Consider the following 13,522-nt stretch of genomic DNA (forward strand, 5'->3'; position numbering starts at 1 on the left):
CCTCAAGAACTGTTCCGGGGGGCATCGCAAGGAGTGGAGGCCGCACGCGGCACCCGCTGATGATCAGCCTGCAAGCGCGGCGTACAGAATTCGTACAGGTGCCGGTGCGCCCTCGAATCTCAGCTGCCGGGCTGGTGACTGCTCCAGTACTCGTCGGCGGCGCCCTGGATGTCCTCAAGGACCTTCTGGTAGCTGTCCGGCTTGACGAGGAAGGCGCCGAAGCCGTCCAGCGCGGCCGTGAGCACGGGCGGCGGCGTGGCCTCGAAGTAGCGGTTGACCAGGCGGTACTGTCCGCTGCCCGCCGCCTTGCTGACCTCCGCGATGGCCTGGTCGGTGATGGTGACCTTGGGGTTGGCCGAGACGTCTCCCCTGGCGGTCGCCCACTTCTCCTGTGCGGCCGGCGTCACCCACCACTTGAGGTACTTCGTGCTGGCCTCGGGGTCGGGCGCCTTGGCCAGCGAGCAGAGCGGGCCGCTCTCGAAGATCATCGAGGTCTTGGGCAGCGCGGGGTTGACGTTCGGGATCGTGAAGTAGCCGTAGTCGGTGCCGGCCTTCAGATCGCGCTGCGTCATGCTCGTGTTGAACCACGTACCGAACGACACCATCGCGGTCTTGCCGGTCTTGAGTACGTCACCCGGGTCGGTCTTGTCGCCGGCGTTGTTGAAGTATCCGGCGTCGATCATCGACTTCCACCGCTTCATGACCTCGACCACGCCGGGATCGGTGTACTTCGCCTGGCCGGTGGACAGGCGGTCGTACAGGTCGGGGTCGGTGCCGGCGAGCAGCTGCTCGAACCAGACGAAGGAGAACAGCACCGAGGTGTGGTAGAACGCGGGCACGCCGTTCTTCTTCAGCGTGTCGGCGATCTTGATCAGCTCGTCCCACGTGGTGGGGGGCTTGAGGCCGTACTTGTCGAAGACCTTCTTGTTGTAGAACATCCCCCAGTAGGCGGCGTTCAGCGGCACGCAGTACTGCTTCCCGCCCACCGTGTAGTACTTCGCCAGGTCCGCCGACAGGTCGCCGTTCTTGATGGCCTCCTGCCAGAGGGCGGTCGTCTCGGCCAGCTGCTTCTGGGCGACGACCTCGGCCAGCCCGCCGCCGGTCGTCCAGGTGAACAGGTCGGGCTTGACGTTGGTGCGGAAGGACGCCTTGATGAACGCCTGGTACGTCGGCTCGTCGGTGTAGCCGACCGGCTTCATCGACAGCCCGATCTGCTGCTTGGACAGGGCGCCCATCTGGTCGAAGTATTTGCTCCAGGCGCCCTTGTCGTTGTACAGCTTCAGCTCGGTCTTGCCCGCCTCCTTCGCCGTGTTACCGCTGGAGGAGCAGCCCGTGAGGGCGAGCGGGGTGACGACGGCGCAGATGGCGGCCATGCACAGTAAACGCGACCGGATCATGCCCGGCCTCCTGTTCGATCTTGGGGGGTGTCTCGTACGTGGGCGTCGAGTGGGGGGCATGATCGCGTCCGCCGGGGGTGGATCGGGCGGCCGCACCATGCGTCCTTCGCCCAAGTGAAGTCATCTAATCACTTGATGTGTGGGGTGTCCAGGGCCGCCGGAACCACCGCCCGCCGGGTGGCCTCCCGATAGTCGCGGGGCGCCAAGCCGTATTTCTGGTGAAAAAGCCTGCCGAAGTACGACTGGCCGGAGAAACCGCAGCGCTGGGCGATCTGGCCGATGCCCTCGGTCGTCGTGGTGAGCAGCAGCGCGGCATGCTCCAGGCGGCGCCCGGAGACGAACGCGATCGGCGTGCACCCGTAGTGCGTACGCATGGAACGGGCAAGATGCCCCGGGCTGACCGCGGCCATCGCGAGCAGCCGGGGCAGCCCGTCGCGCAGGTTCTCCTCGCGGCTCATCGCCACGCAGGCCGCCACCAGCCAGCCCGGCCGCCGGTCCACGGCCGTACCGTCGGCCCGTTCCAGGAGCGGGACGACCGCCGTCCACAGCCCGACCAGGTCGAGCACGCGTGGCACACCGGAACAGGCGGCCAGCACGCGGGCGAACTCCGCCGCGACCGGCCCGTCCAGGTCGGTGCGCGCCGCCAGGGGAAGGTCGCGCCGCTCCCATTCCGCCGTGCCGGCCAGCCCGGCGAGGTCGGCGAAGGCACGCCAGCGCCAGCTGGGGAAGGCGATGTTGATGAAGCGCATCCCGTCGGCCGCCGTACCCGCGAACTCGTGCCGGTCGTGCGGCCGGACCAGCACCACGTCGCCCGCGCGCAGCGGCATCTCCGCCTCGCCGACGCGCTGCGCGCCGGCTCCCGCGGTCACGAAGACGAACTCATGGAAATCAGCATGACTGTGCGGCTCGGGCCGGTCGCGACGGCCGCCGCTCACCGGCACCAGCGCCGCGTGGTAGGGCAGGCCGTACGCGAAATCCACCCAGCGCAGCACAGTCGGCATGTCAGGAAATTAATAGTTATGGGGCGGTGAGTGCTAGTAAGTCGGGGCGCGGAGGCCGAAGAATCCGGATCGATGTCCATCGCTCCCGCGCACAGGAGAACCTCGTGACCCAGGAAGCCGACCGCACCCTCCAGGACTCCACCCGCCTTCAGGACTCCACCCGCCTTCAGGACCACGACCGTCTTCAGGACTACGACCGCCTTCAGGACTACGACCGCGACGGCTACACGATCTTCCGGAACGTCATCGACCCCGATCTGATCGCCGAGGCCGGCGACCACGTCGCCTGGCTCCAGGCCAAGCACCCCGAACTGCTCGGCGAGGACCTGGGCACCGAACTGGTGGCCGGCGACCCGTTCTGGGTGCGGCTGATCTCCGACGATCGGCTGCTGGACATCGCCGAGCTCTTCGTCGGCCCGGACCTCGCGCTGTTCGCCTCGCACTACATCAGCAAGCCGCCCTTCTCCGGCAAGGCGGTCCTCTGGCACCAGGACGGCGCCTACTGGCCGCTGGAGCCGATGCGGGTGATCACGCTCTGGCTGGCCGTCGACGAGTCCACGCCGGAGAACGGCTGCATGCGGGTGATCCCCGGCTCGCACAAGGAGGCCCTGCACGAGCTGCGGCAGCGCGACGACGTCGCCAACGTGCTCGGCTCGGAGAGCGCCGTGACGGTGGACGAGTCCCAGGCCGTGGACCTGGTGCTGGCACCCGGCGACGTGGAGGTGCACCACCCGAACATCCTGCACGCCTCCACCGCCAACACCTCCCCCAAGCGCCGCTGCGGCCTGACCATCCGCTACATCCCGACCTCGACCCGGATCACCAGCGAGGAACAGCCGTTCGTCTCGGCGCTGCTGCTGCGCGGCCAGCCGGGCGCGAATGTCTATCAGCCGTTCCCGAAGTACGTGGCAGGCGAGCACATGCCCTTCACCGGAGCCACCGACCCACACTGATCCGACCTCTCCTAACCCGCCCGCTCGTCCCCCACCCGCCCCCTGACTTCGCCGACCTCCTCTGCCCACCCTCCCCCTGACTTGGTCAACATCCAGGTGATCTATGTTGATGGAGGGATGTTGTCCGTGCTCAGGCCGGACCCCATCGGGAGGAGAGAGCAATATGCAGGCGACGGCGCCGATCGTGGTGGTCACCCGGCCGACCTTGCCGGGCACGGGTCTCGAACGGCTCGGCCGCGTCGCCCAGCTACGCCAGTGGTCCGAGGTCACGCCGCCGCCACCCGAGCGGCTGCGCGACCTCCTCACCGGCGCGGACGCGCTGCTGTGCCAGAACTCCGACCATGTCGACGCCGCGGTGCTGGAGGCGGGCGACCGGCTGCGGGTGCTGGCCCTGCCGAGCGCGGGCTACGACGGCACCGACGTCGCCACCGCGCGGGAGCGCGGCATCGTGGTCACCAACACTCCGGGTGTCCTGCACGAGACCACCGCCGACACCACCTTCGCCCTCATCCTGATGGCACGGCGGCGGCTGCTCACCGCGGCCGACAGCCTCAGGAACGGCGGGTGGACCGGGAGCCGGCTGGACGCCTACCTCGGACTCGACGTGGCGGGGGCGACCCTGGGTCTCATCGGCTACGGCGAGATCGGGCAGGCCGTCGCCCGCCGGGCGATCGGGTTCGGCATGACGGTTCAGCACACCTTGTCCCGGAAGCCCGATGACGAGCTCTCCCAGGCGGTGTCCCTGCCCAAGCTCCTGAGCACCAGCGATGTGGTGTCTCTTCACGTACCTCTCACCGACCAGACCCGCCGTCTCATCGGCGCGGACGAGCTCGCGATGATGAAACCCACCGCGACCCTCGTCAACACCGCCCGCGGCGGCGTCGTCGATGAGGCCGCGCTCCTCGCCGCCCTGCAGGCCGGGCGGCTCCATTCGGCCGGGCTGGACGTGTTCGACCGCGAGCCGCGCAACGGCGTCGGAGACCCGCTGATCCAGCACGAACGCGTGGCGGCGCTCCCGCACATCGGCTCGGCCACCGAGGCGACCCGGGCCCGGATGGTGGATCTCGCCGTGGACAACATCATCGCGGTCCTGAACGGCGAACCGCCCCTGACGCCTGTCCCCTGACGTCCATCCTCTGACGCGTCTCTGACCCCCCGCGCGCCCGTCGGCTGCGCGTCCTCTGACGCCCTGCGCGCCCGGCCTCGATGTTCACAGACGCGACCGGCTGCGGCGATGTGCGGGATGGCCTCGGCGAGCTGGTCATCCCGCACATCGCCCCGAAACAGTCAGCCGGGCAGGATCGTCAGCCGGCCACACGCAGGCGCGAGCCGACCGGGACGGGCTCGGGCGCCGGTTCGAGCCCGCAGTGGTGACCGCAGTTGTGGCGGTCGCGGTGGTGATGATCACGGTGGTGATCGGGTGTGGTCGTCCTGGAGGTGGATGTCGCCGTCGGAGTGGACGTCGCGGTCGCCGTCGGAGTCGACGTCACCTTCGGAGTAGCAATCGCCTGAGGCGTCGTAACCGTCTTGGGCGTCGAAACCACCTTCGGCGGCGTAACCGTCTGAGGAGTCGAAACCGTCGGAGGCGTCGAAACCACCTTCGGAGGCGCGTCCACCTGGGGCGTGGAAACCACCTTCGGCGTCGGAGTCGGCTTCACCGGCTGGGCCGGGGTCGGCCGCTCTACCGGAGTCGGTACCGGCCGCACCGGCGGAGTCTCCGCGCATGGCGGGAGGGCGGGCGGCGTGACCTGATGCGCCAGAGGGCAGTCGTCCTTGACGGCCGTCTCGGTCCCAGGCCTCCCCCGATCCTCGTTGACCTCCTCTTCGACCTCCTCGTCCACCGGTACGGTCACGTCGGGCATGGCGCCGGTCGTCACCGTGTTGCCCACCTCCCAGAAGACGTTGCAGTCCTGGGCGCCGCCGACGAGTTCGACGTCGCTGTCCGGGCCGGTGAAGAACGCGGTGCCGATCTGGAAGATGAAGACGGCGTCGGGATCGCCCTGAGCGTCGAGGGTGACAGTGCCGGTCAGCTCGATCGAGGACGCGGCCGTGTAGACGCCGGGTTCGAGGGTCATGCCTTCGAGATCGCCCGAGATGCTGGTGGCCGGGCTATCGCAGACGTCCTCGTTTTGGTGGCATGACCGCGGCTGGGCCGCCTTCGCACCAGATGGCCATGTGGTCAGCAGAGCCCCGGCGACGACGAGCACGAAGGCCCCCGCCAGCAGAGAGACCCATCGCGACCGGTGGGAAGCGCGACCAGAGATTACTTCCATGTAGTGAATCTTTTCTATAGGGGAGCGCGCTGGATACAGCCGGCTTCCACCCGCGCAGCTAGGTGAAACGGCAAGCAACTCGGCATGATATTCGGGGAGATCAACGACCGCCGACAACTGACCGGTAAAGGCGCGACAAAGCCTCTGCCACTTATCAGCCAAGGCCCGAGATCACCCGATGAAACGACTTATCCCAATTCTCGGCCCAAGACGCTCAAGACTCCTCCGTAAACTTCCCTTGCTCACCCCGGACATAGTGGAGGCCTTCTTGCGTGACCGCATGGCAATCGACAGGCACGGCAATGCGCGGCCGATCGCATGGAGCACGGCATTGGCCGCCATGACCATGGCCGCGGCCTGCGGAACGACCGCCCCGCCACCGGCCGCCGCGCCCCACGCCGCCCCGATCCAGCAGGTCGCGCCACTGCCGGTGTCGGCCGCGCAACGGGCTCGGCTGACGCGCTCCACGACGTACACGAGATTGCGCGGCGCGCCGAAAGACACCGCGCCTTTCGAGCCGGGAAATGGGCACGTGACCCATCCCACGCAACCACAGGTGGTTTATGCCAGCCCCGGCGGCGCACCGGTGGGCATATTGCCGACCGCTTCAGTGGGCGGCCCGGTATGGGTGCCCATAGTAGAAGAGCAGCCGGGATGGGTTCGCGTCATGCTGCCGAGCCGCCCGAATCTGTCAACGGGCTGGATATATACCGCTGGCGGCGGGTTGCGGAATGCCTACAGCCCTTATTACGTACGCATCGATTTGGCCGCTCATCAACTCACGGTGTTCAAGTCCGAGCGCAGTCTGGGCACGTGGAAAGTCGCCACCGGCGCCCCGTCGACCCCCACGCCAACGGGACGGACGTTCCTGCTCGCCTCACTGACTCCGGAGGATGCGACGTACAGCCCGCGCATGCTCGCTCTGGGCTCGCACTCGGCCGTCCTCCAGACCTTCGACGGCGGGCCCGGCACGATCGGGCTGCACGGCTGGCCGGACGAGAGCGTGTTCGGGCAGGAGGTCAGTCACGGTTGCGTCCGTGTCCCGGCCGCCGCCCTGCGCGTCCTGGCACATGTCCCGTTGGGCAGCGCGGTCGTCATCAACCCATGAATGCTCGAAACTCAACCTGGGTCGTCCTGCCGGTTCCGGACCACGGCGAGCGGGCACGGGGAGTGGTGCAGCATGGCCTGGCTGACCGAGCCCATGACCATGCCGGCGAACGCGCCGTGCCCGTGCGAGCCGACCACGAGCAGGTCGGCGCCCTCAGCGGCCTGACGCAGCACCTCCACGGGGTGACCGTGCACGGCCTCCTCGATCAATTCGACATCGGGATGGTCCTGACGGTGTCCGGCCAGCGCCTCGCGCAGGATGAGCCGCCCGTCCCGCTCATCCTCCTCGCTCGTGGGCTGGAACCCGCTCCAGGCATGTACGGCCCGCAGGGTCACACCCCGCAACTCCGCCTCGGAGAAGGCGAAGTCCAGCACCCGACGGCGGGTCCGCGGCGAGCCGTCCACCCCGGCCACCAGCTCGCCACGAGGAAGGGACGGCAGCTGCCGCACGACGACCACGTCGCAGGGCGCGTGCCCGGCCACCCCGTACGCCACGGACCCCACCAGCAGCCCGCGCACTCCCCCGAGCCCGTGGCTGCCGATGACCAGCAGCTCGGCCTCCTTCGCGGCCCCGATCAGGGCGGCTCGAGGATCGCCGGGCAGGAGCATCGTCCTGATGTTGATCTTCGGGTGTTCGCCGCGCGCCCGGTCCTCGGCCGCGGCCAGCGCCATCTCGCCCCCGTCGCGCATCCACTTGGCCACGGCGGCATAGTGGCCGGACGCCGTCTCGCAGGCCCATCCCGGCATGGCGTGCACCACGGTCAATGGCACCTCGCGCAGCGCGGCCTCCCTGGCGGCCCACCCGACGGCCTCGAGCCCCGCCCGCGAGCCGTCCACCCCGACAATGATCATGATCTGCCCCCGTCCGACGTCCCCTTCCCCGACACCCCTACCCGGCGAGCCGAAGTTTCCGCAGGTCAATCCGGTGGAGCCCACGGGACCACCGCCCATTACGGCGCGATCGAACCGAGACACCCGCTGGGCCGTATCTGCACATGTGAGCGGTGATCGCGCGTGAGCGCCGATCGGAACGAGCCCGCCGGACGTGTCGTGCGCGCGGCGGTGTTCGCGGTCGTCTGCGTGTACGCCGCGCTGGGCATGCACGTGCTGGCCGGTGGCACCGGCGCCGGGCTGGGGATCGTCGCCACCGCCACCGCCGTGACCGGCGCGGGGGCGTACGTCCTCGCGCGCCGGCGGCGGAGCTTGGGAACGCTGCTCGTCGCCTCCTTCGCCGCGCAGTACGGCATGCACCATCTCTTCGGTCCCGGCCCCGGCCTTCCGCTGACGGGACACCACCTCGGCGGACTGTCCGCCGGGGTCGGGATGCTGCTGGCGCACGTGCTGGTCGCCACGGTGTCCGCCTGGTGGCTGGAGCGTGGTGAGACGGCACTGGCCACACTGCTGTTCCTGCTGGCCTGCTCGCTCCGCGACCTGTGGCGCCCGCTGACCGACCTCCTCGTGCCGACCTCGACACCGCGCCGCGTGGCGCCGGTCGTGGCGCTCACGCCGGGGATGCCCGCCGCCCAGGTGCTGGCCTGGGAGCTGTGCCGCCGGGGGCCGCCTCAGTAGGCCACGCCTGCTGAAGCCGACCATTTACCGGCGCCGCGTGCCGCCGGGACCGACCGCGTGCATCGCCGTCGTTGTACCCGGAAGCCGCACGTCCGGTCCGTCATGACCGCCTCCGCTGTTCGCGGCTCGATCGCGCGGTCATGACCGCCCCCGCTGTTCGCGCGCCCCGAGACGGGCGCGTCTCCGGAATGGAGAACCCCATGACCTCTGTCGAGGTACGGCCGCCGACCGTCCAGCCCACCCCGGCCCTGTCGTCCCAGCGCTATCGCATCATCTGGCGCTGGCATTTCTACGCCGGGCTGTTCGTCGCCCCCGTTCTGCTCATCCTCGCCATAACCGGGTCGATCTACCTGTTCAAGGAGCCGTTCGAGGAGTGGCACTACGCCGACGTCCGCACGCTCGCCGCGCCGGTGACCACCGCGAAGCCACTGTCGGAGCAGATCGCCGCCGCCCGCCAGGCACGGCCCGGCGCGGCCGTCATGTCGGTCATCCCGCCCACCGCCCCGGACCGGACCACCCGGGTCATTCTGCAGGGCGCCGACACCGGCCCCTTCGCTCAGGGCGTCTCGGTCTACGTCGATCCGGCCACGGCCCGCGTGGTGGGGCAGATCGACGACGGCACCACCTTCATGCGCGTCATACGTACTATCCATGGTGAGCTGATGGCGGGCACCATCGGCGACCGGGTCGTGGAGATCGCCGCGTGCTGGGCGCTGATCCTCATCGCCACCGGCACGTACCTGTGGTGGAGCGGCCGACGTACCCACAAGCGGGCGAAGCGGTCGGGCCGCGGCCGACTGCGCCGTCTACACACCCTCACCGGAATCGGCGCCGGGGCGGCGGTCGTCTTCCTCGTCCTGTCCGGCCTGCCCTGGTCGGGCGTGTGGGGTGACGGTCTCCAGCGCATCCAGGACAGCACCGGTTCGACCACCCCCAGCGCGGACTCCTTCCCCAACACCTCGACGCTCTCCGGAGACCTGTCCACCAACCCTGACGCCAAGGTGCCCTGGTCCGCCGAACGACTCCCCGTACCGCAGTCCGAAGGTCACGCCGCGCACGAAACGGCCGGCGGCGTGCTGCAACCGGGTGCGGTGCCCATCGAGCGGGCCCTGGCCGCCGCCCGGCCGGTCCTGCGCGACTGCCGGCCCGCCGAATGCGACATCAAGGTCCTCCTCCCCAAGGACGCGAAGGGCGTCTACACCGTCGTAACCGACAACCGCCGTGACCCGGCCGCCGCGCAGACGCTCCACGTCGACCAGTACAGCGGCCGGGTGCTCGTCTCCTACGGCTGGGCCGAGTACGGCATCATGGCCAAAGCCGTCGAACAGGGCATCGCCCTGCACGAGGGCCGCCGCTACGGCACCGTCAACCTGCTCGTCATGCTCGCCGCCTGCCTGTCCCTGATCACGCTCGTGGTCACCGGCGCGTGGATGTGGTGGAAGCGCCGCCCGCGCGGGCGCGCCGGGGCGCCCGCCCGCGCCACCAACAGGCGCGGCGCGTACGGAGTGATCGCCGTCATGGCGGTGCTCGGCCTGCTGTTCCCGCTGGCGGGGGTCACCATGGCGGCCGTGCTGCTGCTCGACTGGCTGGTGCTCCGGCGGATACCGGCGGTGGCGCGGGTGATCGGCTGACACTCCGGCACGCCCGGCCGCCGCTGCGGCCGGGCCGGCGAGACGTGCTCGTCACGGCTCGCGATAGTCGGCGGCAACCCCGATCAGCGAGATGAGGCCGGAGGCGAACTCCATCGCCTCCGCGTGCCCCTCGCTGAACGGCGGCTGGAACCCCACTCCCTCCCACATCCGGGTCGTGGGGTTCCACAGGTCGCTGCCGACCTCGAAGTCCCAGCCGAAGACGCCGTGGTCGTACCAGAGCTCGTCCGCGGAGTTGCCCGCCGCCGAATAGAGCACGTCGGTCACCGGCCCGGTCTGCTGGGGCCAGGTGACCGTGCCGCGTTCGGCGGCGATGGCCTGCTCGATGGTGCGGGCCGAACGCAGGAAGTACGCCTCCTGCCGGGGCGTGGGCCGGGGCAGGGTGACGCGGCCGTCGAGTTTGTAGGCGCCCGGCGGCCACATGAAGTAGCCGCCGTAGCTGTGGACGTTCATCGCGAACTTGATGTTGCGATACCGCTGCGCCAGCCACATGACGTTGCGGCTCTCGGGCTCGGAATGCTCGGCGGGCCCGGCGTACGTACCGCTCTGGCAACTGGCCGAGGCGCCGAAGTACCCGTCCGACAGCGAGCCCACGGCGTAGTTGCGGTTGACGTCCACTCCCCAGGTGTTGCGGAGCGCCGGGTCGGACTGCTGCGCGGGGCAGTGGTTGGTCATGTTCTTACGCTGGGAGTTGAAGTCGTAGAAGCTGTAGTTCGCGCCGTCGGGGTTGACCGTGGGCACGATGAAGATGTCGGTGCGCTTCAGCAGTTCCCGTGTCGCCGCGTCGCGCGGGTAGTTGCGCAGCAGTCGCTCGGCCGCCTCGATGGTGACCAGCGGCCCCACCCATTCCCTGGCGTGTTCCTGCGCGTAGGCCAGCACTCCGGTGCGCGAGCCGTCCCGGTGTACGCCGACGCGCAGGGCCAGCACCCGCCACGGCGCGCGGGGGACGTCGGCCGGTGCCTTGAGGAAGTCGCTCAGCTGGGTGAGCGGGGCGGGCGCCATGACGCCCTGTCCCGCGTCGGTGCGGTAGGTCGTGGCCTTGACGGCGATGCCCGGCGTCGCGTTGATCGCCGCGACCACCTGGGCCGCGGTGCTGGTGGGCGTGCCGGAGCCGTCGGTGGCCAGGCTGACGGTGATCTGCTTGCCGTTCACCGTCACCCGCAACTGCCGGTCGGGCGCTCCGGGGGTGACGAGCTCGATGGCCAGGTCGTTGCCGCCCTCGGAGCCGTAGGCGTTCGAGGTGACCACGACGGCGGCGCCGGGCGGGGTTCCGATCAGGGCCTGGGCGTTGCGCCGGTAGCCGTTGGTCGGGTTCGGCAGCGTGATGATGTCGGTGAGCTTGGGGAAGCGCCGGTGCAGCGCCTTGACCCGCTCGTTGAGCTGGGTCGGTGGCATGTACTGGCTGACGAAGTCCTTCTCGTAGCCGGGACCCTGGCGGTCGGGCCGCTCCCCGTCCGGCCACTCCTGGACCCGCGCGTCCGCCTTGCCACCGGCCGCCGACGTGACGGTGATCCACTGCGGCCGGTTCTCCGCCGGCACGGGGGTGCTGAGCTGGTGGCCCAGGTAGGCGCCCGCGTCGACGTACGGCACCATCGGCACCTGACCGCCCGAACCGCCCTTGCCCGTCCAGCTCACGCTGAGCGTGGCCGCCGCCCCCGCGCTGCTGGACGCCTCGACCGACAGGAAGTAGCCGTCGCGGCTCTTGAACCACACCGCCCGCTCGATGACCAGCTGATCCGGCACGGCGGCGCCCTTCGGCGTCGCCCGGGAGCTGGGCGGCGTGCCGGGCGCCAGGGTCGCGCCGAGCGCGGCGAGCGCCGTCAGCTCGCTCGGCGTGACGACCGCGTCGACCTGGACGCTGCCGTCCGCCTGCGGCCGTACCCGCTCGGTGAGGTCCGCCCCCGAGGCCGTCAGCCGCTCCATCGTGGCCTGGTCCGGCACGGAGAGCGTGACCAGAGAGGCCGGCTCCGGGTCGGACGGCCCGGCGACCGCCGGGACGGATTGCCCCGAGGTCAGGAACGTCGTGAGAAGAACGATCGCCAGAACGACTGCGGACGCCCGTAAGCCACGCATCGACTCCTCCTGGATCACCGGTATGGAGATCAGTGAAAGCCGACATGACAAAACTGGCAAGACCCACTCGAAAGCCGCAATACGCCAGGCGACCTACCGCAGGAGTTGTACGCGGCCCCGGCCCGCAGGGTGAAGGTTGACCGCTTTCTCCACCCGGCGGTTGACGCGGAAATTGGCACCGCTTTGTAGCTTGATGCCCGGTTTCTCACTTGGAGGAGGAAGCGATGCGAAGTTCCCCACGGTGGTTATCGCGCGCGTTGACCGGACTGCTGATGATCGCCGGAGCGGTCGTGGTCCCGGCCGGCGTGGCGCGGGCGCAGACCTGCTCGACGACCCTGCCCCACCCCGACGGCTACGGGATCACCTGCGTGAGCGTGGACCGGCACCTCCAGGGCAACGGGTCCGAACTGCGGGACATCACCATGACCTCCACGGCGATCTTCCAGGCGTCCGGCGGCACTCCGGCGATCGACCCACTGGCCCGGCCGATCACCGTACGGATCTACCTGCCCAAGGACTACGACCCGGCCAGAAGCACCCGTTACCGCTCGCTCTACCTGCTCAACGGCGGCGGGGACAACTACGACGAGTGGACGACGAAGACCGATCTGGTCTCCCTGGTGGAGCAGGCGGGGGCCTATGACGGCATCGTGGTGATGCCGACCGGGGGGATGACCGGCTGGTACAGCGACTGGGTCGGCCGCACTGACGGATATTTCGCGCCCAAGTGGGAGACGTACCATATCTCCCAGCTCATCCCCTGGATCGACGCCAACTTCAACACCATCGCCGACCGGTCCGGGCGCGGGCTGGCCGGGCTGTCGATGGGCGGCTTCGGCACGCTCAAGTACGCCGCCGCGCACCCCGACGTGTTCTCCGTCATCGGCGCCTTCTCCCCGGGCATCGACCTGCGGGGCATGCCCGCCCAGCGGACGATCTCCGACTCCATGTGGGCGTCCGGCGCGGCGATCATGCCACTGACGGACTGGGGGGCGTTCCGGGTCAACAAATACGAGAACGGCGTCCTGGTGCTCGACCAGGACAAGCAGCGGCGCTACCGGCTGGAGAGCCTGTTCGGGCCGTACACGAGCACCGTCTTCAACGGCAAAACGGTCGACGACTGGCCGTCCGTCAACCCGGCCGAGCTGGTGACACAGGGCAAGTACGCGCCCTACAGCGGCCGGTTCGGCCTGTACGCGGGCGGCTGCAAGGAGTTGCCGGGCGCTCCCGGCAATCCCCAGTACGCCGACGGCCACCATCCAGCGCCGAAGACGTGCGCCTACGACAGTAAGGCCCATGATGACGCCTTGTCGGTCGACGAGACCATCCTCGGCTCGTACGCGAGCGACTTCGACAAGACGCTGACCAGTCTGGGAGTGAACCACCGCTACTGCTACGGCACCGGCGGCCACGACTGGAACTCCTGGCCTGACGACCTGGCCGACTTCCTCCAGTACGCCTACGGCACGGCCCCGGCCTACTGCCCCAACGCGTGACCGA

General features: G+C 69.5%; 11 protein-coding genes. 6 read left to right on the top strand and 5 right to left on the bottom strand.

Annotated features, from left to right (window positions below):
• Positions 1 to 119 precede the first annotated feature (119 nt).
• Together AB0J16_RS26910 and AB0J16_RS26915 are read right to left on the bottom strand one after the other, a co-directional pair.
• Positions 120 to 1,397 (bottom strand): ABC transporter substrate-binding protein, encoded by a 1,278-nt coding sequence (locus AB0J16_RS26910; protein WP_358544423.1) that lies wholly within the window; start codon positions 1,395 to 1,397, stop codon positions 120 to 122.
• A gap of 128 nt (positions 1,398 to 1,525) precedes the next feature.
• Positions 1,526 to 2,398, bottom strand: a complete 873-nt coding sequence (locus AB0J16_RS26915) for an AraC family transcriptional regulator (protein WP_358544424.1) — start codon at positions 2,396 to 2,398, stop codon at positions 1,526 to 1,528.
• A gap of 104 nt (positions 2,399 to 2,502) precedes the next feature.
• On the opposite strand from AB0J16_RS26915, the gene AB0J16_RS26920 reads away from it, so the two are divergent.
• Together AB0J16_RS26920 and AB0J16_RS26925 are read left to right on the top strand one after the other, a co-directional pair.
• Entirely contained in the window at positions 2,503 to 3,351 is an 849-nt protein-coding gene (locus AB0J16_RS26920) for a phytanoyl-CoA dioxygenase family protein (protein ID WP_358544426.1), read from the top strand.
• Between the two features lie 163 nt (positions 3,352 to 3,514).
• The gene (locus tag AB0J16_RS26925; protein WP_358544428.1) at positions 3,515 to 4,477 is read left to right on the top strand and encodes a D-glycerate dehydrogenase; all 963 of its coding nucleotides are present in this window, start codon (positions 3,515 to 3,517) and stop codon (positions 4,475 to 4,477) included.
• A gap of 178 nt (positions 4,478 to 4,655) precedes the next feature.
• Here the strand turns inward: AB0J16_RS26925 and AB0J16_RS26930 are convergent, their stop codons facing one another.
• The gene (locus tag AB0J16_RS26930; RefSeq protein ID WP_358544430.1) at positions 4,656 to 5,786 is read right to left on the bottom strand and encodes an ice-binding family protein; all 1,131 of its coding nucleotides are present in this window, start codon (positions 5,784 to 5,786) and stop codon (positions 4,656 to 4,658) included.
• A 106-nt stretch (positions 5,787 to 5,892) separates the two neighbouring features.
• Between AB0J16_RS26930 and AB0J16_RS26935 the strand changes: the two genes are divergently transcribed.
• Positions 5,893 to 6,732, top strand: a complete 840-nt coding sequence (locus AB0J16_RS26935; protein WP_358544432.1) for a L,D-transpeptidase — start codon at positions 5,893 to 5,895, stop codon at positions 6,730 to 6,732.
• Between the two features lie 11 nt (positions 6,733 to 6,743).
• Here the strand turns inward: AB0J16_RS26935 and AB0J16_RS26940 are convergent, their stop codons facing one another.
• Positions 6,744 to 7,583 (bottom strand): universal stress protein, encoded by an 840-nt coding sequence (locus AB0J16_RS26940; protein ID WP_357952221.1) that lies wholly within the window; start codon positions 7,581 to 7,583, stop codon positions 6,744 to 6,746.
• A gap of 162 nt (positions 7,584 to 7,745) precedes the next feature.
• Between AB0J16_RS26940 and AB0J16_RS26945 the strand changes: the two genes are divergently transcribed.
• Positions 7,746 to 8,300, top strand: coding sequence for an MFS transporter (locus tag AB0J16_RS26945; RefSeq protein ID WP_358544433.1), 555 nt, complete (start codon positions 7,746 to 7,748; stop codon positions 8,298 to 8,300).
• A 200-nt stretch (positions 8,301 to 8,500) separates the two neighbouring features.
• On the top strand, positions 8,501 to 9,931 hold the full coding sequence (locus AB0J16_RS26950) for a PepSY domain-containing protein (protein WP_358544434.1): 1,431 nt from the start codon (positions 8,501 to 8,503) through the stop codon (positions 9,929 to 9,931).
• A gap of 51 nt (positions 9,932 to 9,982) precedes the next feature.
• Here the strand turns inward: AB0J16_RS26950 and AB0J16_RS26955 are convergent, their stop codons facing one another.
• Positions 9,983 to 12,022 (bottom strand): M14 family zinc carboxypeptidase, encoded by a 2,040-nt coding sequence (locus AB0J16_RS26955; RefSeq protein ID WP_358544436.1) that lies wholly within the window; start codon positions 12,020 to 12,022, stop codon positions 9,983 to 9,985.
• Between the two features lie 224 nt (positions 12,023 to 12,246).
• On the opposite strand from AB0J16_RS26955, the gene AB0J16_RS26960 reads away from it, so the two are divergent.
• On the top strand, positions 12,247 to 13,518 hold the full coding sequence (locus AB0J16_RS26960) for an alpha/beta hydrolase-fold protein (RefSeq protein WP_358544437.1): 1,272 nt from the start codon (positions 12,247 to 12,249) through the stop codon (positions 13,516 to 13,518).
• Positions 13,519 to 13,522: the final 4 nt, after the last annotated feature.

The sequence above is a fragment of the Nonomuraea sp. NPDC049750 genome (assembly GCF_040659625.1).
Lineage (GTDB): Bacteria > Actinomycetota > Actinomycetes > Streptosporangiales > Streptosporangiaceae > Nonomuraea.